25 protein-coding genes are annotated in these 25,900 nt (G+C 67.9%); 10 read left to right on the forward strand and 15 right to left on the reverse strand.

Features of this window, described 5'->3' with window-relative positions:
* Positions 1-12: 12 nt before the first annotated feature.
* The 9 genes from NRB20_RS21930 to cysD all read right to left on the reverse strand — a co-directional run bounded on the left by NRB20_RS21930 (position 13) and on the right by cysD (position 9,139).
* Positions 13-465: a MaoC family dehydratase gene (locus NRB20_RS21930; RefSeq protein WP_153411989.1), complete on the reverse strand. Its 453-nt coding sequence runs from the start codon at positions 463-465 to the stop codon at positions 13-15.
* Positions 466-506: 41 nt separating this feature from the next.
* Complete coding sequence (locus tag NRB20_RS21935) at positions 507-1,109, reverse strand: TetR/AcrR family transcriptional regulator (RefSeq protein WP_153411990.1); 603 nt, start codon at positions 1,107-1,109, stop codon at positions 507-509.
* Positions 1,110-1,118: 9 nt separating this feature from the next.
* Complete coding sequence (locus tag NRB20_RS21940) at positions 1,119-1,673, reverse strand: MFS transporter (protein ID WP_194289959.1); 555 nt, start codon at positions 1,671-1,673, stop codon at positions 1,119-1,121.
* Between the two features lie 418 nt (positions 1,674-2,091).
* Positions 2,092-3,015: a hypothetical protein gene (locus tag NRB20_RS21945; RefSeq protein ID WP_153411992.1), complete on the reverse strand. Its 924-nt coding sequence runs from the start codon at positions 3,013-3,015 to the stop codon at positions 2,092-2,094.
* Positions 3,016-3,163: 148 nt separating this feature from the next.
* Positions 3,164-4,297 (reverse strand): sulfotransferase family protein, encoded by a 1,134-nt coding sequence (locus tag NRB20_RS21950; RefSeq protein WP_153411993.1) that lies wholly within the window; start codon positions 4,295-4,297, stop codon positions 3,164-3,166.
* A gap of 13 nt (positions 4,298-4,310) precedes the next feature.
* Positions 4,311-5,087, reverse strand: a complete 777-nt coding sequence (locus tag NRB20_RS21955) for an SDR family oxidoreductase (RefSeq protein WP_153411994.1) — start codon at positions 5,085-5,087, stop codon at positions 4,311-4,313.
* The gene (locus NRB20_RS21960; protein ID WP_153411995.1) at positions 5,087-6,268 is read right to left on the reverse strand and encodes a hypothetical protein; all 1,182 of its coding nucleotides are present in this window, start codon (positions 6,266-6,268) and stop codon (positions 5,087-5,089) included. The genes NRB20_RS21955 and NRB20_RS21960 overlap by 1 nt, the downstream gene beginning before the upstream one ends.
* Before the next feature lie 58 nt (positions 6,269-6,326).
* Complete coding sequence (gene cysC / locus NRB20_RS21965) at positions 6,327-8,234, reverse strand: adenylyl-sulfate kinase (protein ID WP_153411996.1); 1,908 nt, start codon at positions 8,232-8,234, stop codon at positions 6,327-6,329.
* On the reverse strand, positions 8,234-9,139 hold the full coding sequence (gene cysD / locus NRB20_RS21970; RefSeq protein WP_153412122.1) for a sulfate adenylyltransferase subunit CysD: 906 nt from the start codon (positions 9,137-9,139) through the stop codon (positions 8,234-8,236). The genes cysC and cysD overlap by 1 nt, the downstream gene beginning before the upstream one ends.
* Positions 9,140-9,257: 118 nt before the next feature.
* On the opposite strand from cysD, the gene NRB20_RS38990 reads away from it, so the two are divergent.
* Positions 9,258-10,205, forward strand: a complete 948-nt coding sequence (locus NRB20_RS38990; RefSeq protein WP_153411997.1) for a helix-turn-helix domain-containing protein — start codon at positions 9,258-9,260, stop codon at positions 10,203-10,205.
* 411 nt (positions 10,206-10,616) lie between these two features.
* Positions 10,617-11,888, forward strand: coding sequence for an FAD-binding oxidoreductase (locus NRB20_RS21980; protein ID WP_153411998.1), 1,272 nt, complete (start codon positions 10,617-10,619; stop codon positions 11,886-11,888).
* Positions 11,889-11,973: 85 nt separating this feature from the next.
* Here NRB20_RS21980 and NRB20_RS21985 read toward each other — a convergent pair whose 3' ends face one another.
* Both NRB20_RS21985 and ctaC read right to left on the reverse strand, forming a co-directional pair.
* Positions 11,974-12,390, reverse strand: a complete 417-nt coding sequence (locus NRB20_RS21985; protein ID WP_153411999.1) for a cytochrome c oxidase subunit 4 — start codon at positions 12,388-12,390, stop codon at positions 11,974-11,976.
* 13 nt (positions 12,391-12,403) lie between these two features.
* Entirely contained in the window at positions 12,404-13,432 is a 1,029-nt protein-coding gene (gene ctaC, locus NRB20_RS21990; protein ID WP_153412000.1) for an aa3-type cytochrome oxidase subunit II, read from the reverse strand.
* 522 nt (positions 13,433-13,954) lie between these two features.
* Here ctaC and asnB point away from each other — a divergent pair.
* From asnB to NRB20_RS22005, 3 genes are all read left to right on the forward strand, one after another.
* Positions 13,955-15,880 (forward strand): asparagine synthase (glutamine-hydrolyzing), encoded by a 1,926-nt coding sequence (asnB, locus tag NRB20_RS21995; protein ID WP_319945246.1) that lies wholly within the window; start codon positions 13,955-13,957, stop codon positions 15,878-15,880.
* Positions 15,881-15,925: 45 nt separating this feature from the next.
* Entirely contained in the window at positions 15,926-16,174 is a 249-nt protein-coding gene (locus tag NRB20_RS22000) for a hypothetical protein (protein WP_153412001.1), read from the forward strand.
* Between the two features lie 97 nt (positions 16,175-16,271).
* Positions 16,272-17,915 (forward strand): purple acid phosphatase family protein, encoded by a 1,644-nt coding sequence (locus NRB20_RS22005; protein ID WP_153412002.1) that lies wholly within the window; start codon positions 16,272-16,274, stop codon positions 17,913-17,915.
* Positions 17,916-17,937: 22 nt separating this feature from the next.
* On the opposite strand, the gene NRB20_RS22010 is transcribed toward NRB20_RS22005, so the two are convergent.
* Positions 17,938-18,690, reverse strand: coding sequence for an adenosylcobinamide-GDP ribazoletransferase (locus NRB20_RS22010; protein WP_319945247.1), 753 nt, complete (start codon positions 18,688-18,690; stop codon positions 17,938-17,940).
* Positions 18,691-19,309: 619 nt separating this feature from the next.
* On the reverse strand, positions 19,310-21,247 hold the full coding sequence (gene cobT / locus NRB20_RS22015) for a nicotinate-nucleotide--dimethylbenzimidazole phosphoribosyltransferase (protein WP_319945248.1): 1,938 nt from the start codon (positions 21,245-21,247) through the stop codon (positions 19,310-19,312).
* A 141-nt stretch (positions 21,248-21,388) separates the two neighbouring features.
* Here cobT and NRB20_RS38995 point away from each other — a divergent pair, with 141 nt between their 5' ends.
* Positions 21,389-21,754, forward strand: a complete 366-nt coding sequence (locus NRB20_RS38995) for a ClpX C4-type zinc finger protein (protein ID WP_153412005.1) — start codon at positions 21,389-21,391, stop codon at positions 21,752-21,754.
* Positions 21,755-21,762: 8 nt separating this feature from the next.
* Here NRB20_RS38995 and NRB20_RS22025 read toward each other — a convergent pair whose 3' ends face one another.
* Entirely contained in the window at positions 21,763-22,719 is a 957-nt protein-coding gene (locus NRB20_RS22025) for a helix-turn-helix domain-containing protein (protein ID WP_319945249.1), read from the reverse strand.
* An 86-nt stretch (positions 22,720-22,805) separates the two neighbouring features.
* Between NRB20_RS22025 and NRB20_RS22030 the strand changes: the two genes are divergently transcribed.
* Both NRB20_RS22030 and NRB20_RS22035 read left to right on the forward strand, forming a co-directional pair.
* Positions 22,806-22,970, forward strand: coding sequence for a hypothetical protein (locus NRB20_RS22030; protein ID WP_153412006.1), 165 nt, complete (start codon positions 22,806-22,808; stop codon positions 22,968-22,970).
* 15 nt (positions 22,971-22,985) lie between these two features.
* Positions 22,986-23,156, forward strand: coding sequence for a hypothetical protein (locus tag NRB20_RS22035; RefSeq protein WP_153412007.1), 171 nt, complete (start codon positions 22,986-22,988; stop codon positions 23,154-23,156).
* A gap of 211 nt (positions 23,157-23,367) precedes the next feature.
* Here the strand turns inward: NRB20_RS22035 and NRB20_RS22040 are convergent, their stop codons facing one another.
* The gene (locus NRB20_RS22040) at positions 23,368-24,027 is read right to left on the reverse strand and encodes a DUF3043 domain-containing protein (protein ID WP_319945250.1); all 660 of its coding nucleotides are present in this window, start codon (positions 24,025-24,027) and stop codon (positions 23,368-23,370) included.
* Positions 24,028-24,258: 231 nt separating this feature from the next.
* On the opposite strand from NRB20_RS22040, the gene NRB20_RS22045 reads away from it, so the two are divergent.
* Both NRB20_RS22045 and NRB20_RS22050 read left to right on the forward strand, forming a co-directional pair.
* Complete coding sequence (locus NRB20_RS22045) at positions 24,259-24,609, forward strand: HesB/IscA family protein (protein WP_153412009.1); 351 nt, start codon at positions 24,259-24,261, stop codon at positions 24,607-24,609.
* A 193-nt stretch (positions 24,610-24,802) separates the two neighbouring features.
* Positions 24,803-25,774, forward strand: a complete 972-nt coding sequence (locus tag NRB20_RS22050) for a carbohydrate kinase family protein (protein ID WP_319945251.1) — start codon at positions 24,803-24,805, stop codon at positions 25,772-25,774.
* The last annotated feature ends 126 nt before the right edge of the window (positions 25,775-25,900 follow it).

Raw genomic sequence — 25,900 nt, forward strand, 5'->3', positions numbered from 1 at the left:
GTCGCGGCGCGCTCAGGACAGGTAGCGGGCGATGCTCTCGGCGATGCAGGCCGGTTTCTCCGCGCCCTCGAGTTCGATGGTGACGCCGCGCTGGGCCTGGATGCCGCCGGGGATCTCGCTCACCGCGTCCAGGGTGACGCGGGCCCGGATGCGCCCGCCGACCGGAACCGGGGTGATGAACCGGACCTTGTTGAGCCCGTAGTTGATTCCCATCCGGATCCCGCCGACCGTGGTGGCCTGATTCATCAGCGGCACCGACAGCGACAGGGTCAGGAATCCGTGCGCGATGGGCCGGCCGAACGGTCCCTGCGCCGCCCGCTCCGGGTCGACGTGGATCCACTGGTGATCGCCGGTGGCGTCGGCGAAGGTGTTCACCCGCTCCTGATCGATCGTCATCCAGTCGCTGACCCCGATCTCGGTGCCGACGGCGGCGGCGAATTCCGCCAGATTCGCGAACTCAGTCATCTCGAGCGCTCCTTAGGTTCTCGCCCTCCACGTAACCACATTCACGATTCGCCCGGTGTGCGGGCCAGCGCCGCGTCGAGCAGGATTTCCGCGGCCACCCGGGCGTCGGCCCCCGCACCACCGTCACCGTCGATCTGGGTGACCACGGTGGCGCCCTCGATGAGCAGCAGCAACTGCCGCGCCACGGGCGCCGGATCGGCCACTCCCGCCTCGGTCAGCAACTGCTGCAACAACTTTCGATAACGCATCAGATGACCGCGGGTGACCTCCCGGGCACTGGGCCCACCACGGCTGTCCGCGCTGTAGTTGACCACCGCGCAACCCCGGAAACCCTGTTCGGCGAACCACCGCGTCAGCAGTTCGAACAGCGCGCCCACCCGCGCACGCCCCGCGGGCGCCTCGGCGAGCCCCGCACCCAGCCAGGCGTGGATCCGATCGCTACGCTCCCGCACCACCGCCTCGGCGAGCCCCTCCTTGGACTCGAAGTAGCGATAGATGGTCAACGGCGAGGCGCCGGCCGCCGCCGCGACCTCCCGCATCCCCACCGCGGCCAGGCTGCGCTCGTAGAACAACCGCGCGGCCACATCGAGTACCCGAGCCCGGGTGGCATCGGGATCGATCGTCTCCCCGGCCCTGACCGGCATCCACCCACCTCATTTCTCCGGCACGAGTTCGGCCCCAGCCCGGACCGGTCTGCGCAGCACGCTACCCGCGACCACCGCCGCCCCCACCCCCAGGACCGCTGCCAGCACGAATGCCGCCCGATACCCCACTCCGACGGCGAGCACACCACCCAGCGGCCCCGCCACCATGATGCCGAGATCCCAGCACGAGGTGACCGCTCCGACCGCCGCTCCCGGACGCAGCGGCCCGGTGCGCCCCAGGGTGATCGCGACCGTCGCCGGGTACATCAACGCGAGTCCGGCGCCCGCGAGCACCGCGCCGGTCAGTACGGCCGATTCGGTCCGGATCAGCCCCGCCAGCAGCAGCCCGGTGGATTCCACGGTGAGTGAGCACGTCGCGATGCCGACTCCGCCGACGCGATCGACCAGCGGACTTCCCGCGAATCGGGTGATCAGGAAGGCGAGGGCGAACATCGACAACACGATCGTCGCGCCACCGGCGTCGAGGCTGCGCAGATAGAGCACGGCCAACGCGGACACGGTCCCGTAGCCGTAGGCTGCGAGCCCGAACACCAAGCCCGGCAAGCCGATATGGGGCGAGGCGAGCACATACCGCCATCGGTCGTGGGTGGGCTCGAGCGGTTCGTCGGCAGCACAATCGCTCGGCGCGCGTCCAGGTCTCCCGCATGACCGAGTCGATGAGCCGACCAACGGCAGCCGGGCCATGTCGTTGGTACCGAGAATTGCCAGGCGCGAACCGCGACAAGTCCACAGGCCAGCGAGATCACCCGTGCCGAAGCGACGGCCTGCGTCCGATCGTGCGCCCGGGACCCTTGTCACACAAGTTGTCCCGGCACTTCCCACTCGGCGGACAGGTCCCGCGACCTTGCCCGAGATCTGCCGGCGGGCCGCAGCCGGGAAACCGTCAGCGAGGGAAACTGGGCTCGGCCGACGGGCCCGCGACCTTGCCCGAGATCTGTCGGCGGATCGCGGACGGGAACGGTCAGCGGGGGAACTGGGCCAGGATGCGGATTCCGGCGGGGTCGAGGAGTAGGACGGTGGGGATCAGGTCGGAAGCGCAGTCGTGTGGTTCGCGGACGAGGTCGGCGAGGGTGGCGGAGGCTTCGGAGTCGGCGCGGGCGAAGTAGAGGTGATCCTCGCAGGGGAAGGCGGCGACGAAGCTGTCGCCGCCGATCAGGCCCGAGACGCGGTCGGCGAAACCGGGCAGGGCCAGGGCAGCGGCGGGCAGGTGGCGCGAGTCGATGCCCTGGAAGTGCACGACCCGGTCGCGGGCGGACTCACCGCGCAGGACGGTGCGCAGACCCTCACCGAGGTTGGCGTTGGCCTCCGCGAGTACGTCCTCGAAGGTGAAATCCGTGTCCTGCACATGCTTTTCGAGCACCCAGTGCATGCCGAGCGAGCCCGTCGGCGTCGGCGCGACGCCCGCGACCACGACGTACAGCTGACCGGGAACCAGCTCGCGATGCGCCAGCAGCGGCGGCGGCGCGGCGGCCGTGCGCAACATCGGGATCATCAGCGGCTCGTCCGAACCCGCCTCGCGGTCGGTCCGGTTCGCGCGGTGGCGCTCCTCCTGGTCGAGCTGCCGCTCGGCCTCCTGCCGGGCCTGTTCCGCGGCGGCCAGCGCCTGATCCCAGCCGTCCGCGTCGGGCCGGGTGAAGGCCGCGGACACCTCGCGCAGGTTCGGGAAGTTCTTCCGCAGGAAACTCTCGTCGGCCGCGGTCGGTGTCCAGTCCGAGGCGATACCGGTGACCGACTCCGCGGCCATCCCGTATTCGCGGATCACGGTCCGCCAAGCCTGCCGGTACCCGTCCTCGACCAGTACCGGAACGGTCGTATCGGCCATCTTCCCGGACTCTCCGTACCGGAAGATGACGATATTGACCTCGTCGCGCACAGCCTCACTCACCACAATGTCCTCCGGCCCCGAATCCGCCCACAACAAAGGCGATTCCGGAACTTAGGCGATCCGCGCCGGACACGCCAAAACGATCAATGCCGGTGGGCGGGTCGCGGCGGCGCGGATCCGCCCGATCTGCCCCGCGCCGCCGCTGGATTCAGCCCGGGAAGTGCGCCCTGATCTGATCCTCGGTGAGCCCGTAATCGGCCAGTTCGTACCGGTGCGCGGGTTTGCGATCGCCGCTGCGGCTCTCCTGATCCAGGGCCGTCATCGCCGCCCGCGCCGCGTCGGTGAATTCGATACCGAACCGTCGGTAGATCGACTCGACGGTGCCGAGCGGATCGGCGCGCAGATCCGCGAAATCCACATCGATGAACTGCGCCGGATCGTGCCGCCCGCGCGCCGCGGTGAACTCGCGCAGCCCGCGCGACCACAACTCCAGTTGCGATTCACCGATCAGCTTGCCGGAGAACGTATTCGACCACCCCTTGGTGGCATGTTCGGACAAACTGCACGAGGAGGCCAATACGGTCACCGGGTCGCGGTGGGTCTGGATGATCAGCGCGTCCGGATACACCTTCAGCAGTGCGTCCAAGGCGAACAGGTGACTGGGATTCTTCAGGATCCAGCGCCGCTCGTCACCGAGTCCGATCAGTTGCAGATTCTCGCGATGCCGGACGTACGCATTGGTCCAGTCCTGCCGCTGCAACCACTGCGAATAGGTCGGCAGCCAGGCCAGGCTCTCGTAGGCAATGGATTTCACGGTCTGCCGCAGCAACTGCCAGCACTCCTCCACCTCGGCGGCGGACATGTAGTGCAGGCCCATGAATTCCGGATTCTCCACGTGATGCTGCGCGAATCCGGCATCGATCTGCTGGAAAATCGGGTTCTGCGACCAGGTTTCGCGCGGCGGGCGCGGCTGCGGATATTCGGTCAGCCACATCTCGAGGGCCTGATGCTGCGGATCGGCGGCGAGCAGCCGATGCAGCGCGGTGGTGCCGGTGCGCGGCAGCCCGGTCACGAATATCGGCCTGGTGACCGGGGTTTCGACATATTTCGGATGATCCCGCCAGGACGCCTCGCTCAACGCGCGCGCCACCAGGGCGCCGCGCAGGAAATAGCGATTCATCTTGCTGCCGAGTTCGGTCAGATCCGCGTCGCGCCGATACGACTCCAGCAGCACGCCGAGCGCCTCGGTGTAGTCGTCGGAGCCGAAATCGGTGAGCCCGCAGGCTTTGGTCGCCGAGGCGTGCAGATCCTCGATCGTGCCGACGTCGGTACGTAGGGTCATGGGTTCCGTTCCTTCACGAATGGTATTCGCCGCAGTTGACGTCGAGGGTCTGGCCGGTGATGGCGCTGGACCAGTCGGAGGCGAAAAATACTACGGCGCGGGCGATTTCATCGGGCTCGGGCAGGCGTTTGAGGTCCGAGCGACTCGCGGTCTGCTCGTACACCTGCTCGGCGGTGATGCCGTATTTCTTCGCCACCTCACCGAAATACCATTTCAGCTGATCGCTCCAGATATAGCCGGGCGCGACGGTGTTGATGCGAATTCCCTTGTCCCCCAGCTCGGTCGCCAGGGTCTGCGACATCGCCAGCAACGCGGCCTTGGCGACTTTGTAACTGCCGTAACGGGGTTCGGAGTGACGCAGCACCATCGAGTTGATCATCACCACCGAACCCTCGGCTTTGGCGAGTTCGTCGGTGAACGCCTTGGTCACCCGCAACCCGCCCAGCACGGTGAGTTCCACGCTGTCGCGGATCTGCTGGAAGTCGGTGCGCTCCAACGGTTTCATCGACGGCACCGAGAACGCGTTGTTGACCAGCGCGTCCACCCGGCCGAAGGTTTCCACGGTGCGGGCGATCAGATTCTCGACCGCGGCGTCGTCGGTGATGTCGGTCGGAACACTCAGGGTGGTCCCGCCCGCGGCCTGCACCTCGGCGGCCACTTCGGCCAATCGAGACTCGGTGCGCGCGGCCAGTACGACCTTCGCCCCCTGCGCCGCGGCCTGCAAGCAGATCGACCGGCCCAGCCCCGGTCCGACACCGCTGACCACGACCACTTTATCCGTAAGCAGCATCACAGCATCCTGTCCGCGAACGCCCGCTGACGCTCGGCAATCCTTGCCCGCCAACCACTCTCGTCGATCTTGTTGATCTCGTAGTGCGGCAGATGCGCGGCGACCTCGTCCAGGGCGAGCAACTGCACGGTGGGCCCATCGGCGGGAGTCATCTCCCGGGAAACGCGCTGCCAGCGGAATTGCAGAATGCCCTTGCGACGTCCGGTGGTCTCGATCCAGTTGGCGATACCGGGATTACCCGCCGACACCACCATGCGGATCATCCCGTCCGGATCCACCTGCGCCTGCGTACTGTTCAGGCTCGTCTGGTGATTCACGTAATCCAGCGAGATGTACCAGCGGCTGCCGAGTTGGAAACCCTGATAGGGCGCATCGGATTTCGGCACGGTGATCAGCAGCGCCTGATCCTCGGCCAGATCGAAGTGGCCCACCGAGGAGAACTGCGTACTCAATCCGCCCGGGGTGAGCCGGGGTTCGGTCAGCGTATTGACCGGCAGGTCCAGATAGAACCACTTCGGGAAGTTGAACCAGGTGTGCACGCGCTGCACCAACTGCCGCGCCGCGGCCCGATAACGCTTGCGCAGTTTCTCCAGATCCGCTGCGGCAGGGGCGGTTCCGACGGTATCCAGGCGCTCGATGCGAATGGTGCCCTTGCGCTCGTTCGCCCAATCACCGTAGACCTCGCGCACCGCCAACATCGACGCGCCCTCGGCGAGAACGAAGTAATTCGGGCCCGGATCCTCCTTGGGCGGGCCGAATCGCAGCCGATAACCGCCATCCGCGTCGATCTGCACGCGCCGGTCGTCGAACGCGTCGTCACCGTTGGGCACACCGCCCGCGGTGTAATCGCCCTCGAGCACCTGGAAGCTCAGATCCACTGTGCTGCCCCGGGTTCCGGTCAGCAGATATTCCGCGCCGGGCTCGATATTCGCGTGGTAGTACAGCGTATCGGGATTGTCCAGGCCCATCTTGGTGTACGGGCCGGTCGAGGTGACGAACTGCGGATGGCTCGTGCCGTGTACGCCCGACAGTTGCAGCACCGCGGCGATACTCCCGGCGAGATATTCGTACCCCTCGGCGAGATCGGCGTCGCTGTCGATGAAATCGGCTGCGGCGATGAGCTTTTCGGCCTCGGCGATCGCCGCCTGGAACGGCTCGGTGAACGCGGGTGGGTTGTCCATTCGATTCCTGATTCGTCGTTCGTCGGGATTGGTCGGGATGAATTGTGTTGTGCCGCCGCTACGGTCGCAGCGATTCGAGAATCCGGGCGGCGACCTCGGCGGGGGTGCCGTCGTCGGGAGTGATGACGACCTCGGCGTGTTCGGGACGCTCGTACGGCGAGTCGATACCCGTGAAATCCCGGATCTCCCCGGCCCGCGCCCGCGCGTACAACCCCTTCGGGTCGCGCCGCTCACACACCTCGAGCGGGGTGTCCACGAAGACCTCCCCGAACGGCAGCCCCCGGTCCGCGTGCACCTGCCGCGCCTGCTCCCGCTGCTCGGCGAACGGGCTGATCAGCGAAACGATCACCACCACACCGGCATCCGCGAACAGCGCCGCGACCTCGGCGACGCGCCGGATGTTCTCCCGGCGGTCCGCATCGGAGAAACCCAGATCCGCGTTCAACCCGTGCCGCAGGTTGTCACCGTCGAGCAGATACGCCGGACGACCCGAATTCACCAGTCGCCGTTCCAATTCCACCGCGATGGTGGATTTCCCGGAACCCGACAGCCCGGTCAGCCACAGCGTCGCCCCGGCACTGGCCCGTTCCGAACGCTCGACAGCCGAACTGTGCCAGACGATTTCACTACGTCTCCCGGTCTCGCGCGCGAGGATCATGCCCGCGGCAACCGTCCGGTTGGTGACCTCGTCGATCAGGATGAAACTGCCGGTGCGGCGATTGTCACGGTACGGATCGAACATCAGCGGCGCCCGGCTGTGCAGCCGCACCCGGCCGATGTCGTTGAGCGCCAGGCTTTCCGCGTCCTCGACCCGGTGCAGGGTGTTCACATCGAGCCGGTAGTCCAGCTCGTTCACCCGCACCCGCGCGGACTGGGCCGCGGTGCGGATCGTGTACTCCGTGCCCGGCCGCAGCACCGCCTCGTCGTCGAACCAGCACACCGTCGCGTCGATCTCCCGATCGATGTGCGGCCGGTTGCCCGGACGCGCGAGCACATCCCCGCGCCCGATGTCGAGTTCGTCCTCCAGCGCCAGCGAGACGGCCATTCCGGTGAACGCCTCGTCCACCTTCGTCCCGCCCGGACCCCAGATCCGCGCGACCCGGCTGGTCCGCCCGGACGGCAGCACCACGACCTCGTCACCCGGTTTGAAGATGCCGCCCGCGATCGTCCCCGCGTAACTGCGCGGCTCGTCCGCTGTATCGTGGGGCATGAGCGGGGGGCCTACGTGGTTACGCTCCGCTGCCGCCTCCGGCCCTGACCCGCTCATGCCGCGCGGCCGCAGCACATACTGCACCGGCAGCCGCGCATCGATCAGATTGCGGTCCGAGGCGATGTGCACATCCTCGAGATGCGCCAGCAGCGCCGGGCCGCGATACCACGGCATCCGCGTGGACTCCTCGACCACGTTGTCGCCCAGCAGCGCCGACACCGGGACGAAACTCAGGTCGCCGATGGTCAGTTTCGCGGCGAAATCGGCGAATTCCGAACGGATCTCGTCGAATCGCTGCTGCGCGAAGTCCACCAGATCCATCTTGTTGACGCACACCACCAGGTGCGGAACCCCCAGCAGCGCAGCGAGAAACGCGTGCCGCCGGGTCTGCTCGACCACGCCCTTACGCGCGTCGATCAGGATCAACGCCAGATCCGCGGTGGACGCGCCGGTCACCATGTTCCGGGTGTACTGCACGTGGCCCGGGGTGTCGGCGATGATGAATTTCCTTCGCGGCGTGGCGAAGTAGCGGTAGGCGACGTCGATCGTGATGCCCTGCTCACGTTCCGCGCGCAGGCCGTCGGTCACCAGCGCCAGATCCGCCGCGCCGTCACCGCGTTGCGCGCTGACCCGTTCGATGGCAGCGAGCTGATCGCTGAACAGGCTCTTGGAGTCGTACAGCAGGCGGCCGATCAGCGTGGACTTACCGTCGTCGACGCTGCCCGCGGTCGCCAGGCGTAACAGGTTGCGGCTCATCAGAAGTAGCCCTCTCGCTTACGATCCTCCATGCCGCTCTCGGAGATCCGGTCGTCCGCGCGGGTCGCACCACGCTCGGTCAATCGGGTGACCGCGGTTTCGGCGATCACCGCGGCCGGATCGGCGGCCTCGCTCTCGACGCATCCGGTGCAGGTCGCATCGCCGACGGTCCGGAAGCGCACGGACGTCTCGAACACCGGCTCGTCCGCGCCCGGCGTCAGGAAACGGTTGTCCGCCAGCAACATTCCGTCCCGTTCGAACACCCGCCGCCGATGCGCGTAGTACAGCGAGGGCAGCTGGACCGCCTCCCGGTCGATGTACTCCCAGATGTCCAGCTCGGTCCAGTTCGACAGCGGGAACACCCGAATGTGTTCGCCCGCACGGTGTCTGCCGTTGTACAGGTTCCAGATCTCCGGACGCTGCGCGCGCGGCTCCCACGCGCCGAACTCGTCCCGGAAGCTGAACACCCGTTCCTTGGCCCGCGCCTTCTCCTCGTCGCGTCGCGCCCCGCCGAACACCGCGTCGAAGCGGTGCTCGCCGATCGCGCGCAACAGCGTCGTGGTCTGCAACCGATTGCGGGTCTCGCCCGGACGCTCGCGTACCCGCCCGGCGTCGATATCGTCCTGCACCCGCGCCACCAGCAGCCGGGCCCCGGCCCGCTCGGCGGCCCGATCGCGGAACTCCAGCACCTCGTCGAAATTGTGCCCGGTGTCGATGTGCAGCAGCGTGAACGGCAGCGGCGCGGGCCAGAACGCCTTGCGCGCCACCTCCAGCATCACGGCCGAATCCTTACCGCCGGAGAACAGCAGCACCGGCCGTTCGAAGGTGGCCGCGACCTCGCGGAAGATATGCACCGATTCGGCCTCCAGGGCCGCCAGATGCGACAGCTCGTATCCCGTGCGCATCACACTTCTCACCCACTCACCGCGACGGATCGTTCGCACCGCACACCCGGTCGGGCCCGTCCGCCCGAATACTAACCGGAGTTGCGATGTCGAATATTCGACGCTATCGTTCGATATTATGACACCGACGATAGGCCGGGAGCGGCACGCCGGTCAAGAACCTGTTCCAGAAAATGGTTCGCCCGCGCCCGCATCACCCCCCACGCATCGCGTCGTCCAGGTGATCGGGCTGCTGTCCCGGCACGTCGGCGAGCATCTCTCGCTGGCCCGGATCGTCCGCGAGACGGACCTGTCCCGCGCCACCGCGCACGCCGTGCTCACCCAGCTCACTGCCGACCACTGGACCGTCCGCGACGCCGACGGCAACTACGGCCTGGGGCTGGGCCTGCTCACCGTCGCCCGCCGCGCCGAGGCCGCGTTCCCGCTGCGCCGCCTGGCGCTGGCCCCGATCCGGGAGTTCTCCGCGCGGCAGGGCATCCCGGTGTTCCTCGCCGAGCGCGAGGACGGCGCGATCGCGATCACCGAGGTCGCGGGCACTCCGACGCTGCCGTGGATCCGCCCCGGCCGCCGCCTCCCGCTCGCGCCGCCGGTGGTCCGCGAATTCCTGGCCTGGGCCCCCGAACCCGACCGCGAGACCTGGCTCGGCCACGCCGACCCGGCCCATCGGGACCGCCTGATCGCGGTCCTCGAGGCGGTCCGCACCCGCGGCTACTCGGTCGAACGCCTCGCCGACGACTCCGCTCCCATGCTCGAAGCCCTTGCCGCACTACGCAACTCGCCGGTAACCGACCCCCTGCGCCACCGCCTCGGCGCCATGATCACCGACCTGATCACCATCGATTACCTCCCCGACGAACTCGGCCCCACCAACGCCGTGGTCACCGTCGCAGCCCCCGTCTTCCTCGGCCCCACCGTCACCGCGGCCGTGGTCGCCTGCCCCGACACTCTCCTGTCCGCCGCCGAACTCACCACCCTCGGCACCGCCACCCGCGAAGTAGCCGACTCCGTCACCGCCGCCCTACGCCACGACTCCGGCACACCCCCGCCCGCCCTGCCGCGCGACTGAGCCCCGCCGGGTCGACCTGGTCGCTCCCCGGCCCGCCCGCTCGGAACCTCACCCATCACCATGATGGATATCCCAGCGCATCCGCTGATCATGGCGGCGGTCGATCCCACTGTCGGCCGACAGCGCGCCCACTCGTCCCGGCACCGTGCAACGTCTCGAAGCGAACGGTTCACCACCCGTCCCAGAAGCATCCGGTGCACCAATTCGCCCGCATGTGATCGCCTGTCACCAGCACCGGTTCCCGTGCCCGTCGCAGAGCCGGAGCGAACCCGCGCACGGGACGTCTAATCTCCTGTGCCGCACCGGAATCGCACCGATCGTCCCGCCGGCGAAAAATTCATCGGCGAGTCTCGCATCCGCCACACCTTCGGGGCAGACGGGAGGGGTGCAACTGTGGTTAGCTGTGAGGCCATGAGCACGTCGCTGGCCGCCCTTCCGGAGGAATATCTACCGCGCGATACCGCGGATGTCGTTCGCACCGTGCGAGATTCACGACCGCAACCGTTGACGGTCCGGGGTGGCGAGCGCAGCGTCGACAGCGAGGACGAGCCCGGCCCGCCCGACCGCCGAATCGTGCTGTCGCTGCGCCGGATGAACCGGGTGCAGGCCGTGGACGCCGAGGCCCGTCAGGTGCGGGTGCAGGCGGGTGCGCGGCTGTCCGATATCGATCGCACCCTCGCCGCGCACGGCCTGGGCCTGCCCATCGTCGGTGACCACCGGGAGATCACCGCGGGCGGATTCGCCGCGGTCGGCGGGCTGTCCACCGCCTCGCACCGGTACGGCATGTTCAGCGACAACGTCCTCGCACTCGAATACGTCGATCCCGAGGGCCGTTTCGGCACCTGCGGACGCAACCATCACGCCGATCGCTTCCACCGCATCCTCGGCGGCGCGGGCCGCACCGGCATCATCACCGCGCTCACCCTGCAGGCGGTCGAGGTCGACAAGGACCACACCTGGCTCACCTCCGACGCGCACCGCTTCCTGGACTTCGACGGTTTCGTCGAGCACACCATCGCCGCGATCGAACAGCCCGGCGATGCGATGTTGCAGGTCGGCCGCTGGGTCGACACGGCGCCGCTGCGCGTCTCCCGCCCGGTCGGCACGGGCAACATCCAACTCGGCACGGTGCGTTTCGGCCAGTGGTCCAGCCTGCACCCCACCACCGCGACGACCACCCTGCGCGCCCGCCGCGAACTCGGTTCCCGCGCCCGCAAATCCCTCGGCGCGATCGCCTCGGCCGCGGGCGGCCGCGCGGGTATGCCGGTCCGCAACGCCGCCGCCGGCGCCCTGATGTTCTCCCCGAAGGTGCTCACCCTGCGCGACGCGGAATACCTCGCCGACACCGTGATCAGCACCTCCGAACGCGGACCCGCCTATCGCGCGGCGGTTTTCGCCCCCCTGTCCACCTACACCGCGGTCTTCCACCGCCTGCACGACCTGTTCTCCGAATACCGCGAACGCAACGAGTGCTTCACCGTCATCTCGGCCCTCACCTACGGCGTCCGCTCCCCCTACCTGCACGACCGCACCGGCGAAGACCACGGCTTCATCAGCTTCACCTGCCGCCTCCGCCCCGCCAGCGCCTTCACCGGCCGCACCGACGCCCTCCGCGAAATCACGCACGCCATCGACGACATCTGCCGCTCCGAACGAGCCCACCGCTACGCCGCCGCCGAATAACCCCGGATCCGTCGGCTCTCCGGACCACCCCACACAACGACAACGCCCCGGCCGAAACGGCCGGGGCGTTGATTCATGTTGGGGCTCAGTGCTTCTCGGGGCCGATGTGGTACTCGAAGACGAGGCCCGCGGCGGCGGTGAGGACGCAGATGACGCCGATGGCGATCAGCCAGAGTTGGAAGAACGCGAAGCCGATCGCGGTGATGGCGGCGGCGCCGGCCAGGCTGACGGGCCAGAAGCTACCGGGCGAGAAGAAGCCCAGATCGCCTGCGCCGTCCACGATCTCGGCCTCCTCGTAGTCCTCGGGACGCAGGTCCAGACGACGGGCGACGAAGCGGAAATAGGTGCCCACGATCAGGGTCAGGCCCGCGGTCAGCACGATCGCGGTGGTGCCTGCCCATTCCACACCGGTCTCGGACTGCCCGGTGAAGAAGGCGTAGACGACGGCCACGATGATGAAGAACACCGTGAGCAGCTCGAAGATGCGTGCTTCGACCTTCATATCAGTTCAGTCCTCAGTTGCTCTGCTGGGCCTCGGACGCCGAACGCAGGGTGCGGTCGGTGTTGAACGGGTGCGTGGACACCGCCACCGGCGACTCACCGATGCTCGCCAGCGCCTCGGCGTTGGTCTTGCCTGCCTTGCGGGCAGCCATGTACTGGTCGAACTTCTCCGGCGACACCGCGCGGACCTCGAAGTTCATCATCGAGTGGAACGTGCCGCACATCTCCGCGCAGCGGCCGACGAACGCGCCTTCCTTCTCGATCTTCGAGATCTGGAAGATGTTGTCGGAGTGGTTCTCCTTCGGATCCGGCATCACGTCGCGCTTGAACAGGAACTCAGGCACCCAGAAGGAGTGGATGACGTCGGCGGAGGCGAGCTGGAACTCGATGACCCGGTTGGTCGGCAGCACCAGGACCGGGATCTCGGTGCTGGAACCGACGGTCTCGACCTTGTCGTAGTGCAGGTAGGTGATGTCGTTCTCGGGCAGGCCGTGGTCCGGACCCGGCTGGGCGTGCCCGTCCTTGCGACGCTCCTTGTACTCGTCGAGGATCTGCTGATCCAGGCCCTGACGGGTGTGGTCGACACCGTCGTACACCTGGCCGTTCTCGTCGACCTTCTGGTAACCGAACTTCCAGTTCCACTGGAACGCGGTCACATCCACGACCACGTTCGGATTGGACACCTTGTCGTGCACGTAGTTCTGCACGACCACGGTGAAGTAGAACAGCACCGCGATGATCACGAACGGAATCGCGGTGTATGTCAGTTCCAGCGGCACGTTGTAGCCGGTCTGGCGGGGGAACTCCGGGGAGTTCGGCTTCTTGCGGTGGAAGGTGACGGTCCAGAACGTCAGACCCCACACCAGCACACCCATGGCAAGTGCGGCCAGCACCGACCAGGTCCACAGCTCCCGCATCTTGGTCGCCTGTGGGGTGATACCCGAGGGCCACCCGAACCGCAGCACGGGATTGTCGATCGAGCAGCCGGAAACGGCGATGACAGTGATCCCCAGGGACACCGCCAGCCCGGCCCGCCGAAGCATGCGGCCCCGTCCGCGGGAGGTAGCGCCCCCGTCGGGCCGCGCCCCTATCGCTTCGCTCGCCTTGTGCGCCACGCTCAACGCCTTCCTGGTCGTCTATCCGACTCGGCACCGCCGGGCGGGCCGGACGGCACATTTTCAGCACGTTCGAAATCTCACCGGCGGACCTCGCAAACGCACAGTCCACCTCGGGAGTTCCCGAGTACTACGCAGCGTAGACCAAACCGGGTACCGCGTTGTGCGCGGGTCGGATTCGACACTCCGGAGATCGGGAGCGGGCTCCGAGGGGGGCGCCACCGGACCTCCGAGATGCCTGATGGCGATGCCCGATCGACGGCCGCCGCGTGCGCCGGATGCACGCTATGGCACCTCCCCCACAGGATTGCCTGATTCTGCCACCACGTGGCATGACACCGCGCAGGTCCGTACGGCATACTCGGGCACTACAACTCACGTCGCCGTGTGCTGGGGCCGCTCGTTCGTTCAGGCCCACCCCCCGATCCCGGAAATGAGGTTCCCCACGCCGTGTGTGGCCTGCTCGGATTTCTGACCGCCGATGTGGCGACCGACGAGGTCGTGCACCAGGTGTACGAGGCGCTGCAATGTGGACGTCACCGGGGGCCCGACGAGCGCGGGACCTGGCACGACGAGCACATCATCCTGGGTTTCAACCGGCTGTCGATCATCGACATCGAGCATTCGCACCAGCCGCTGCGCTGGGGCCCGCCGGAGAGTCCGGAGCGGTACGCGCTCGCGTTCAACGGGGAGATCTACAACTACCTGGAGCTGCGTGAGCAGCTGACAGCCGAGCACGACGCGCAGTTCCGCACCGAGGGCGACGGCGAGTCGATCGTCGCGGCGTACCACTTCTGGGGCACCGAGGCGTTCTCGCGGCTGCGCGGCATGTTCGCCTTCGCGATCTGGGACACCGAGACCCGGCAGCTGGTCATCGCGCGCGACCGGTTCGGCATCAAGCCGCTGTTCGTCGCGACGGGTCCGGGCGGCACCGCGTACGCGAGCGAGAAGAAGAGCCTGCTCGAACTGCTGGGGCCGCTGGGGCTGTCGCGGACGATCGATGTGCGGGCGGTCGAGCACTACACGGTGTTGCAGTACGTGCCCGAGCCCGAGACCCTGCACGCGGATGTGCGGCGTCTCGAATCCGGTTGTTACGCAACGCTGACGCCGGGCGAGCAGCCGAAGATCACCCGGTACTTCGAGCCCAGGTTCCGGGTGCGCCCGTTCGCGGCCAACAGCGCCGAGCAGCGGTATCGCGAAATCGCCGACGTACTGCGGGATTCGGTCGCCAAGCACATGCGCGCGGACGTGACGGTCGGCGCGTTCCTGTCCGGCGGTATCGATTCCACCGCGACCGCGGCGCTGGCGATCCAGCACAATCCGAACCTGCTGACCTTCACCTCGGCCTTCGAACGCGAGGGTTACTCCGAGGCCGACGTGGCCGCCGAGACCGCCGAAGCGATCGGCGCGAAGCATTTCATCCGGATGGTGAGCCCGGAGGAGTACGCCGCCGCGATCCCCGAAATCGTCTGGTACCTGGACGATCCCGTCGCCGACCCGGCGCTGGTGCCGCTGTACTTCGTGGCCAAGGAGGCGCGCAAGCACGTCAAGGTGGTGCTCTCGGGCGAGGGCGCGGACGAGTTGTTCGGCGGATACACGATCTACCGGGAACCGTTGTCGCTGAAGCCTTTCGAGTATCTGCCGCGGGGCGCGCGCAAGCTGCTGGGCAAGCTGTCGGACCGGATTCCCGAGGGCACCCGGGGCAAGAGCCTGCTGCATCGCGGATCGCTGCCCCTCGAGGAGCGCTACTACGGCAACGCACGCAGTTTCAGCGACGCCCAATTGCGTTCGGTACTGCGCGATTTCCGGCCCGAGTGGACCCACCAGGACGTCACCGCGCCGATCTACGCCCGCTCGCGCGGCTGGGATCCGGTGGCGCGCATGCAGCATCTGGACCTGTTCACCTGGTTGCGCGGGGACATCCTGGTCAAGGCCGACAAGATGACCATGGCCAACTCCCTCGAACTGCGGGTCCCGTTCCTGGACCCCGAGGTGTTCGCGATCGCCGAACAGCTGCCGTACGAGCAGAAGATCACCCCCGAGACCACCAAGTACGCGCTGCGCCGGGCACTCGAGGAGATCGTCCCGCCACACGTGCTGCACCGCCCCAAGCTGGGTTTCCCGGTGCCACTGCGGCATTGGCTGCGCGGCCCGGAACTGTACGACTGGGCCGCCGGGCAGATCGCCGAATCACAGACCGACCACCTGCTGAACAAGGCCGCGATCACCGCCATGCTCGAGGCACACCGCACCGGCACGGTCGACCACAGCCGCCGACTGTGGACGGTACTGGTGTTCATGGTCTGGCACGGCATCTTCGTCGAGGACCGCATCAAACCCGCCATCGAGGAACCCACCTACCCGGTCCGCCTGTAACGGTCGCCGTTCCGTCGGCCGACCACACAACATACCCTGATCGGCATGCACATCAGGGGGATCGAATTCACTCCCGACGAGGCCGACCCGCAGCGGGTGACGCTGACCCGAGGGCTGTCGGGCGAGGCTTCCAGGGTCGAGATCAGCTATCGGATCGAGGGCGGGCTCACCGGCAGCCGGGTGGTGCAACGCTCGGCGGCCACGTTCGCGCACCTGCGGAGCGGGCCGACGCTGTTGTTCGCGGACGGCTTCATGCCGCACCCGCTGCCGGGGAGAATTTCCGATGCCCCGTGAACATCCGCGGGACACGGACTGCACCCGCGCCCACCGGTTCACCTGGTATTCGCCGCGCCGTAGCCGCAGCAGCACCGAATCAGGGTTAGCTGGATTCATGGCGGAGGATCAGGGTTCCAGCGGCGACACCGGATCCGGGGCCGTCGAGGAGACGGCATCGGCTCGCGGTGTGAGTCGGCGGTGGCTGTTCGGCGCGTCGGCGGGGGCCGCGGTCGCCGGACTCGCGGTCGGGGCGGGCGGGGCCACCGCATTGCGCGGCGACGGCGAGAGCCGGGCCGCCGAATTCTGGCCGCGCTCACCGGATCTGGTGATGAGCGCGGACAGCACTGCCGCGCCGCATGTTTCGGGTCTGCATCTGCAATACGGGGCCGATGCGGCGCACGAGGCGGTGATCTCCTGGTACACAACCGCTTCGGTGCGTAATCCGATGGTGCGTTACGGCACGGCCGCGGCCGGATTCGGGACGACGACGCAGGCACAGACCCGCACCTATCGGGACAGCAAGTCCGGTGTGGAGATCACCGCCCATCATGCGCGACTGACCGGGCTGACCCCCGATACCGACTACGTCTACGCCGCCGGGCACGACGGCGCGCCGCCGGAACTGGGCACCCTGCGGACCGCGCCGAGCGGGCGAGCGGCGTTCCGGTTCACCAGCTTCGGTGATCAGGGCACGCCGACGCTGGGCAAACTCACCAACGGCGCGTACGTCAACGACAATCTCGGCTCGCCGTTCGCCGGGGACGTCACCGCCGGAATCGAGCGCGTGGCACCGCTGTTCAACCTCGTCAACGGCGATCTGTGCTACGCGAACCTGGCCACCGACCGCATCCGCACCTGGAACGACTGGTGGGCCAACAACTCTCGCTCGGCGCGTTATCGGCCGTGGATGCCCGCGCCCGGCAATCACGAGAACGAACTCGGCAACGGGCCGATCGGGTATCAGGCGTTCCAGACCTACTTCACCGTGCCCGATTCGGGCAGCGAGGAACTCGCCCGGGGGCTGTGGTACTCGTTCACCGTCGGCGGCGTGCGCGTCATCGCGCTGGCCAACGACGACATCTGCTATCAGGACGCAGGCAGCAGTTATGTGCGCGGCTATTCCGGCGGCGCCCAGAAGCGTTGGCTGGAAAGCGAATTGACCAAGGCGCGCGCGGATCGCGGGATCGACTGGGTGGTGGTGTTCATGCACCAGACCGCGATCTCCTCGGCCGACAAATTCAACGGCGCCGATCTGGGGATCCGGCAGGAATGGCTGCCGCTGTTCGACAAGTACCAGGTCGATCTGGTGCTGGCCGGACACGAACACCATTACGAGCGTTCACATCCCGTGCGCGGGGTGCTGGGCACCGACACCCTCACCCCGAAACCGGCGGACACCCGCACCGATCTCATCGATACCACCAAGGGCACGGTCCACCTGGTGATCGGCGGCGGCGGCACCTCGGCGCCGTCCAACGCCCTGTTCTTCCCCGACGAGCAGTGCCGCGTGGTCACCACGGTCGGCGCGACGGACTCCGGCACCGGTAAGAAAACCCCCGTCTACGTGCAGGAACAAGCCCCCTGGTCGGCCTTCAAGGATTCCGAGCACCCCTACGGTTTCTGCGCCTTCGACGTCGACCCCGGCACCCCCGGCGGCAACACCACCATCAAGGCCACCTACTACGCCCTCACCGGCCCCACCAACACTCTGAAGGTCGTCGACCACTTCACCCTCACCCGCCCCCGCTCCGACCGCTGAGCCCCGTCACCGAACCTGCTTGTCAGCGAACGACAAACGCTGCGACGACCAAGGTCAGCGTGGTGCTCAACTCGAGGGCGGCGCCGAGGATATCGCCGTTCAGTCCGCCGAAACGGGTGACGCAGTGCCGCACCAGGATTCCGGCCGCGATGAGACCGATCGCGGCCGCGAGGATGCCGAGCCACCAGCGGCCGGGAACGGCGAAAAACCCTGCGGCGAGGGCGATCACGGCCCACGGCACGGCAACCCGGGGTGACTGTGTCCCGGCGACCAGCGCCCCGAAACCCGATCCGGGCGCGGGTTCGTAGCCGCGGCGACAGGCCAACACCACCGCGACCCGCCCGGTCGCGACCGCCGCCCCGATGGCGACCCACCGCCCCGATCCGGCCAGCGACGCACACGAGAACGCTTGCAGCCCAATGGCGAAGATCATCGCGGCAACACCGAACGGCCCCGCCCCGCCACTCTTCATGATCTCCCGGGCACGCTCGGGCGGACCGTAGCTACCGAGCCCGTCGAAGGTGTCGGCGAGCCCGTCCAGGTGCATCCCGCGCGTGATCAACGCCAGCGCCCCCACCACGATCAACCCGGCCACCGCGAAACTCGCTCCCGCAACACCCAATACCCACATCAGCCCCGCCGCCGCGGCCCCCAACACGATCCCCACCACCGGAGCCATCGCGATCGCCCGAGCCGCCACTGCCCGATCCACCTCGTCCGGCCCCGCCACCGGCAGCACAGTCAACCACGAGAACGCCAGCCGAATCCCGTTCACCCGCAACTCACCTCACCCTGTCCGTGGTCGCCACATCCCGTCGAATCTCCGGCGAGCCATACCGCCTCGCCAAATCATCTCCAACACAGCACGACCCACCGGCAGGCCATATCGCCTCGCCAGATTCAGCCGAATCGTCGCCAACACAACATGATCCACCGGCAAAGCCATACCGCCCAGCGGGATCCAGCCGAATCGCCTCCAACACAGCACGACCCACCCGTAGGCCATACCGCCTCGCCCGATCCAGCCGAATCCTCGCCAACACAGCACGGCCCACCGGCAAGCCACGCCGCCCAGCCAGATCCAGCCGAATCGCCTCCAACACAGCACGACCCACCCGTAGGCCATACCGCCTCGCCCGATCCAGCCGAATCGTCGCCAACACAGCACGGCCCACCGGCAAGCCACGCCGCCCAGCCAGATCCAGCCGAATCATCTCGAGCGCAGCACGATCCACCGGAGCATCGACCGCACCGTCCGGCCACGGGCTACCCGCGCTGCTGTCCGATCGGCCCCGCAGTGGATCGAACCGACTGTGCGGCAACTCGACCGATCGCCGTATCAGCGGACGGCACATGTGGTCGGGGCGCAACGCGCGGGGGCGGGACATCGTCGCTCAGGGCGTTGCGGGAGCGGTGTCGTCGGCGGTGCTGACGCCCGCTTCGCCGAAGGTGGCCATTTCGGTGAGAGCGGCGACGGCGGCGCGCAGCACGGGCAGGGCGGTGACCGCGCCGGAACCCTCGCCGAGCCGCATATCCATCTCGACCAGTGGTTCCAGGCCGAGTTTGGTGAGCGCGGCGCTGTGCGCGGGTTCGGTCGAGCGATGGCCCGCGACCCACCAGGCCGAGGCGCCGGGCGCGAGCGCGTCGGCGATCAGGGCGGCGGAGGTGACGACCGCGCCGTCCAGGATCACCGGTGTGCGGCGCACCGCGGCCTGCGCGAGATATCCGGCCATCGCGGCCAGATCCGCGCCGCCCGCGACGCGCAGCAGCGCGACCGGATCGTACAGATGCGGCCGGGCCCGCCACATGGCATCACGCACCGCGGCGGCCTTGCGCATCCAGCCCGCGTCATCGATACCGGTACCACGGCCGACCGCGAGCACCGGCTCGGTATCGGTGATGGTGGCGATGAGAACCGTTGCGGGAGTGGTGTTCCCGATCCCCAGATCTCCGGCGATGAGCAGATCCGCGCCGCCGTCGATCTCCTCGTCCGCGATCGCGCGCCCGGCCGCCAGCGCGGCGTTCACCTCGGCCTCGGTCAGGGCGTCCTCACGGTCGATGGCACCGCTGGACCGGCGCACCTTGTACGCCGAGGCGACCGGATCGGTGTCGGCATCCACCGCGATATCCACCACGCGCACGGTCGCGTCCGCGAGCCGGGCCAGGGCGTTCACCGCCGCGCCGCCCGCCACGATATTGGCCACCATCTGCACGGTGACCTCGCTCGGATAGGCCGAAACCCCGTGTCGCGCAATGCCGTGATCACCCGCGAACACCACCACCCGGGCCCGCTCGAACTGCCGCGGCGGGCATACGCCCTGGCACGCGGCAACCCAGTTGCCCAACGTCTCCAGCCGTCCCAACGCCCCCGCGGGCTTGGTCAGCTGTAACTGCCGCTCCTGCGCCCGCACCCGAACGTGCTGATCCGGCGGCGTGGCGATCCCGAAAACCGGTGCCTCGCCGGACAAGTCGTACATCGGGTCGGCCGCCCCGGGAATCGCGGACACCGCCGCCGAACCGTTCGCCGAATCCTGCGCTCCCCCAACGGAACCCACCGCAGCCAGCGCGCCCGCCCCATCCGGCGCAACCGCACTGTCCCGCGCGGCCACCTCCTCGCGTGTGCCAAGCGTTCCCGCCGCAGCAACCTGCGCAACGGTTCCACTCCCCGCAGCGCCCACACCGTCCGGCGCAACCGTGTCCTGTGTAGCGCCTTCCCCCGCAGCGACGCTCCCCTCGGCCGGGTGCTGCCGCGCATCGACCGAAGTGCCTGCCGCAGCGACGTTTCCGATCTCCCGAACCGGCACCGGAACCCCCGCGACGACGAGGTACACCTCATCGCACAACGCCGCCACCCGCTGATTGAGCGTGCCGATCTCATCGGTGAACAACCGCCCCGAGCGCGTACCCGGCAGCACGCCCAGCCCGGTCTCGGGGCTCACGATGACCAGCGACTGCTGGTATCCGGCGATCGCCGCGACCAGTTCCTCGACGTCCGGCGCGACCGTCCCGCGCGGTGACTCCCAGGCCGCCCGCGCATCGATCCGCCCGGTCAGCCAGGTACCCAGATCATCGATCAGCGTCATCGGCGTCGGCTCGGCCAACGCACGCACCGGATCGCCCTCGACGACCTGCCAGTCCGCGGGCCGACGCTCCCGATGCGCCGCCACCCGGTCGGCGAAATCACCATCGGCGGGATCCACCGCGGCGGTCGCCACATACCGGACCGGACCGGACCGGCCGGCCAGTTCCTCGGCGAACGCCGACTTCCCGGACCGTGTCCCACCGAGTACCAGCGTCCGCAGCGGCCGCTGCCTCGAAGCATCGTTCAACACGCCAGAACGGTACCAATCCCCGCCCCACCACGACATGCGCGCACCGCCACCTCATCCCGATCCACATACCCCTTGTCAGGACACACCTGACAGATACATACTCATGTCAGGCAAGTCCTGACAAACCCCGAGGAGGACCCGATGACCGCGCCGACCCCCGCCCCACCCCGCTGCTCCTTCTGCGGCAAACCCCACACCGAGGTGGCGAGGCTCGTCGCCGGTCCCGGCGTGCACATCTGCGACGAATGCATCGGACTGGCCGCGACGATCACCGAACAGCACCGCGACTCCGACACCCCGAGACCACTCCAGATCTGGGAGTCGATGTCGGACGACGAAATGCTCCAATTCATTCCGCGCGTCGCGGCCGCCGCCGATCAGGTCGAGCAGAACCTGCGCGACTGGGTGCAGGAACTGCGTCATCGCAAAGTCACCTGGGCCCGGATCGGCGGGGCGCTGGGCATCACCCGGCAGTCCGCCTGGGGGCGCTTCTCCGGCGAGGAGTGACGCGGGGCTCAGGACCCGAAGCGGCGGCGGTACTCGGTGGGCGCGATACCGACCTGACGCTGGAAGTGGTGGCGCAGCAGGGCCCCCGAGCCGAACCCACACCGTCCGGCGATAGTCTCGAGGTCCAGCGTGGTCTCCTCCAGCAACTGCTTGGCCAGCAGAATGCGTTGCGAGGTCAGCCATTTCACCGGCGTCGTGCCCGCCTCGGCGGCGAAACGACGGGCGAAGGTGCGCGTGGACATGGCCGAGCGCGAGGCCAGATCCTCCACGGTGTGCGGCAGTTCGAGATGCTCGTTCATCCAGCGCATGGTGTCGCCGAGCGAATCCGAATCACAGTCGGCGACAGGGCGTTCGATGAACTGCCGCTGCCCGCCGTCCCGCTGCGGCGGCACCACCATGCGGCGGGCGATCTTGTTGGCCACCCCGCTGCCCAGTTCTCGACGCACCAGATGCAGGCAGGCATCGATGCCGGCCGCGGTGCCCGCACTGGTGATCACCGCGCCCTCGTCGACGAACAGCACGTCCGGGTCGACCGTGGCCTCGGGATACATCCGCGCCAACCGCTCCACATACCGCCAGTGCGTGGTGCATTTGCGGCCGTCGAGCAGTCCGGCCGCACCGGCCAGGAACGCGCCGGAACACACCGTCAGCACGATCGCCCCGGCCGCGGCCGCATCGCGAACCGCCTGCACCACAACGGGATCGAAGTCCGTCCCGGACCCGAACGGGAAGGCCGGAATCGCGACCAGGTCCGCGCCCCGCAACTCCTCCAGCCCGTACTGCGGGGTCACGGTGATCCCCGGCGAACTCGACACCAGCGGCCGCCCCGGCTGCGCCCCGCACACCCGGAAGTCGAACACCGGTAGCCCGTCCTCACTGCGGTCGAGTCCGAAAACCTCACAGACGACCCCGAATTCGAACATGGCCAGATGTTCATTGAGCACGACGGCGACCTTGGACAGCACCTCACCAGTGTACTTGGCTGAATATTGCCGAAGTATGACATTACCGCCACTGTTGGCTTCAAATATTCGCGCGCAAACTTACTGCCATGGCTACTTTGACACTGTTTCTCCTGGTCATCGCCGCGCTGACGGTCTACCTCCACCACCGGACCGGCGCCCACCCCGCCGGATCCTCGAATGTCGTCGACCGCGACGCGGCCCGGATCGACCACGAACTCCGCGCCATCCTCGGCATCCGCGAAACCCGCTGAAATCAGGACTCCCCCATGACAATTCGCGCCCGTCTCCACCGAACCCGGACCGTCATCGGCGAATTGACCAGCCGCCTGTACACATTCGTCCCGGAACCCCCGCGACGCACCGGAATCCAACCTGCCGACACCGCCCGCTACGGAATTCTGATCACCACGTCGAACGGCATCCGCGAACACGGCTGAGCCCGCCCGGAATTCACACCCGATCGATGTGATTCGGCGCTCTCGCGCAGTTCCGGCAGGCGCGGGCGCTCACCGGATTCGACTCACAGCAGGCGACATTCAGCCGATCACCGGATACGACCGACGCCGAGCGGCAACGGCCCCGGAGCCCAGACAGGACTCACATCGCATCAGCCCGGCCGGACCACACGGATCCGGCTCAGGGCGCGGCTCAGATGCTGTCGCCCGGATTGACCCGCGGCTTGGGCATCCGCATCCGGCGAATCTGCGAGGCCCGCACGAACGCGTACCAGCCCAACTGCATCGACGAATTGGTGCTCGCCGGGAAACGCTCCCGCACCCGGCGGTTGATGATGCGGCCGAGCACCACACCCTCACCGGCCATGAACACCATCATCACCAGCATCGCCAGCGTGACGTAGATCTGCACCGCCGGATTCAGGAACATCGCCACGATCAGCAGCAGCGCCAGCGGCATGAACAGACCCACCAGATTGCGGCGGGCGTCGACCAGATCACGCACATACGCGCGGACCGGACCGCGATCGCGCGCGGGCAGATACTGATCCTCACCCGCGGCCATCCGGGCCCGCCGGTCCGCGGCGGCGGCCCGGCGTTCGGCGGCGGCGACCTTGCGGTCGGCCTTACTGCCGCGCGTGGCCTTGCGCCTGGCCCGCGCTTCCTTCTGGGTCATCGGCGCCGGAGCCACCGGACCACGGCGTCTACCCTCGGCATCCCGCCGCTTGGGAGTCGGTCGCCCCTTACCCGCGGTGGCCGCGACATGCGCGGTCGAGCCATCGGTCTCGGCGGCCGGGGCTTCCTCGGCGAGGTCGTTACTACCGGCTGCATCGCCGCGGCGGAGGAACTTCACGCCGACCAGGCTATTGGATAGAGCATCGCCCTGGAAATGCGGTACGCCCAGATTGTTGTGTCACAACTCATACCACACCGTTCAACCCCCGGTAACCCGGCGTTTCCGGGGTGCGCGGACACCCGGGCCCGGCCGGAGTGGCACTATTGGAATAGACACCCACGGGGGTGACGTTGACCGCTTACGAGCCGTGCGCTGTTACGGGTTGAACACAGGTCCCTAGGAGAGTTCATGACTGTGCAGAACGAGACCACCACACACGGTGTGACACTGACCGACGCCGCCGCCTCCAAGGCCAAGGCGCTGCTCGATCAGGAGGGTCGCGACGATCTGTCGCTGCGCATCGCGGTGCAGCCGGGCGGCTGTGCGGGCCTGCGCTACCAGCTCTTCTTCGACGACCGCGCCCTCGACGGCGATCTGATCGTCGAGTTCGGCGGCGTCAAGCTGGCCGTGGACCGGATGAGCGCCCCCTACGTGCAGGGCGCCTCCATCGACTTCGTCGACACCATCGAGAAGCAGGGTTTCACCATCGACAACCCGAACGCCACCGGATCCTGCGCCTGCGGCGACAGCTTCAACTGATATTGCCCCTCGGCGCGGAACTCCCTGCGAGTTCCGCGCTGCGTTCGTTTCGGCGCGTGCGGGGTCTGCGGCGGTCATCGCGTCGCGGGCTCGACCGCACGCGCCGGTGTCATGTGTTCACCCTTACCACTCGTGATCATCACGCGGTACGGTGAAGGCTGATCTCGCCTCGACAGTGAAGGACCGGGTTTTCGTGACCATCGCAGTGTCCGCATCCATCGCGACAGACCATCTGATGCGTTTCCCTGGAAAGTTTTCCGATGTGCTGCTCGCCGATCAGTTGCAGCACGTCTCGCTGAGTTTCCTCGTCGACGATCTGGTCATCCGCCGCGGCGGTGTCGCCGGGAACATCGCCTACGCGATGGGCCTGCTGCGCCGCACCCCGCTGCTGGTCGGCGCGGTCGGCGCGGACTTCGGTGAATACCGGAAGTGGTTGGAGGACAACGGCGTCGACTGCTCGGGCGTGCGGATCTCGCAGACCGCGCACACCGCGCGGTTCGTCTGCACCACCGATGAGACGATGGCCCAGATCGCCTCGTTCTATCCGGGCGCGATGAGCGAGGCCCGCGACATCTCGATCGCCGATCTCGCCGGAAACAACACGCTGGACCTGGTCCTGGTGGGCGCCAACGATCCCGACGCGATGGTGCGACACACCAGGCAGTGCCGCGAACTCGGCATCGCCTTCGCCGCCGACCCCTCCCAGCAACTCGCCCGCCTCGACGGCGAACAGGCGCTGGACCTGATCGACGGCGCCGCATACCTTTTCACCAACGAGTACGAGTGGGGCCTGCTGCTGCAGAAGACCGGCCTGACCCCCGAGGAGATCAGCAGCCGCGTCGGCATCCGGGTCACCACCCTCGGCGGAAAGGGTGTGGTGATCGTCGATCCCGACGGGGTCGAGGTGAATGTCGAAGTGGTGCCGGAACTTTCGAAGGTCGACCCGACCGGCGTCGGCGACGCGTTCCGCGCCGGATTCCTCACCGGCCACACCGGCGGACTGAGCCTGGAACGCTCCGCGCAACTCGGCTCGTTGATCGCCGTGCTGGTGCTGGAGACGGTCGGCACCCAGGAGTGGGTGCTCGATCGCGAGCGGGCGCTGGAGCGGATCGGCGCGGCGTACGGCGCCGAGGCGGCTGCCGAGATCGCCACCGTCCTGAACTGAGCCCCTGCTGTCGGTCGCCCGGAAACCGTTCGGCGACAAGGCGAATCGCACACACCGTAGGGCACGCCGCGACCCGGTCGCGACGGATTCACACCTGCGGTGTGTAGCGCACTGTTCGCGAGCCGC

It is taken from the genome of Nocardia macrotermitis, assembly GCF_009604405.1.
GTDB classification, from domain to species: domain Bacteria; phylum Actinomycetota; class Actinomycetes; order Mycobacteriales; family Mycobacteriaceae; genus Nocardia; species Nocardia macrotermitis.

Coding starts and splice junctions, on each gene's coding strand:
- NRB20_RS21930 (WP_153411989.1), bottom strand. CDS start 465: ATGACTGAGTTCGCGAATCTGGCGGAATTCGCCGCCGCCGTCGGCACC.
- NRB20_RS21935 (WP_153411990.1), bottom strand. CDS start 1,109: ATGCCGGTCAGGGCCGGGGAGACGATCGATCCCGATGCCACCCGGGCT.
- NRB20_RS21950 (WP_153411993.1), bottom strand. CDS start 4,297: ATGACCCTACGTACCGACGTCGGCACGATCGAGGATCTGCACGCCTCG.
- NRB20_RS21955 (WP_153411994.1), bottom strand. CDS start 5,087: ATGCTGCTTACGGATAAAGTGGTCGTGGTCAGCGGTGTCGGACCGGGG.
- NRB20_RS21960 (WP_153411995.1), bottom strand. CDS start 6,268: ATGGACAACCCACCCGCGTTCACCGAGCCGTTCCAGGCGGCGATCGCC.
- cysC (WP_153411996.1), bottom strand. CDS start 8,234: ATGAGCCGCAACCTGTTACGCCTGGCGACCGCGGGCAGCGTCGACGAC.
- cysD (WP_153412122.1), bottom strand. CDS start 9,139: ATGCGCACGGGATACGAGCTGTCGCATCTGGCGGCCCTGGAGGCCGAA.
- NRB20_RS38990 (WP_153411997.1), top strand. CDS start 9,258: ATGACACCGACGATAGGCCGGGAGCGGCACGCCGGTCAAGAACCTGTT.
- NRB20_RS21980 (WP_153411998.1), top strand. CDS start 10,617: ATGAGCACGTCGCTGGCCGCCCTTCCGGAGGAATATCTACCGCGCGAT.
- NRB20_RS21985 (WP_153411999.1), bottom strand. CDS start 12,390: ATGAAGGTCGAAGCACGCATCTTCGAGCTGCTCACGGTGTTCTTCATC.
- ctaC (WP_153412000.1), bottom strand. CDS start 13,432: ATGCTTCGGCGGGCCGGGCTGGCGGTGTCCCTGGGGATCACTGTCATC.
- NRB20_RS22000 (WP_153412001.1), top strand. CDS start 15,926: ATGCACATCAGGGGGATCGAATTCACTCCCGACGAGGCCGACCCGCAG.
- NRB20_RS22005 (WP_153412002.1), top strand. CDS start 16,272: ATGGCGGAGGATCAGGGTTCCAGCGGCGACACCGGATCCGGGGCCGTC.
- NRB20_RS38995 (WP_153412005.1), top strand. CDS start 21,389: ATGACCGCGCCGACCCCCGCCCCACCCCGCTGCTCCTTCTGCGGCAAA.
- NRB20_RS22030 (WP_153412006.1), top strand. CDS start 22,806: ATGGCTACTTTGACACTGTTTCTCCTGGTCATCGCCGCGCTGACGGTC.
- NRB20_RS22035 (WP_153412007.1), top strand. CDS start 22,986: ATGACAATTCGCGCCCGTCTCCACCGAACCCGGACCGTCATCGGCGAA.
- NRB20_RS22045 (WP_153412009.1), top strand. CDS start 24,259: ATGACTGTGCAGAACGAGACCACCACACACGGTGTGACACTGACCGAC.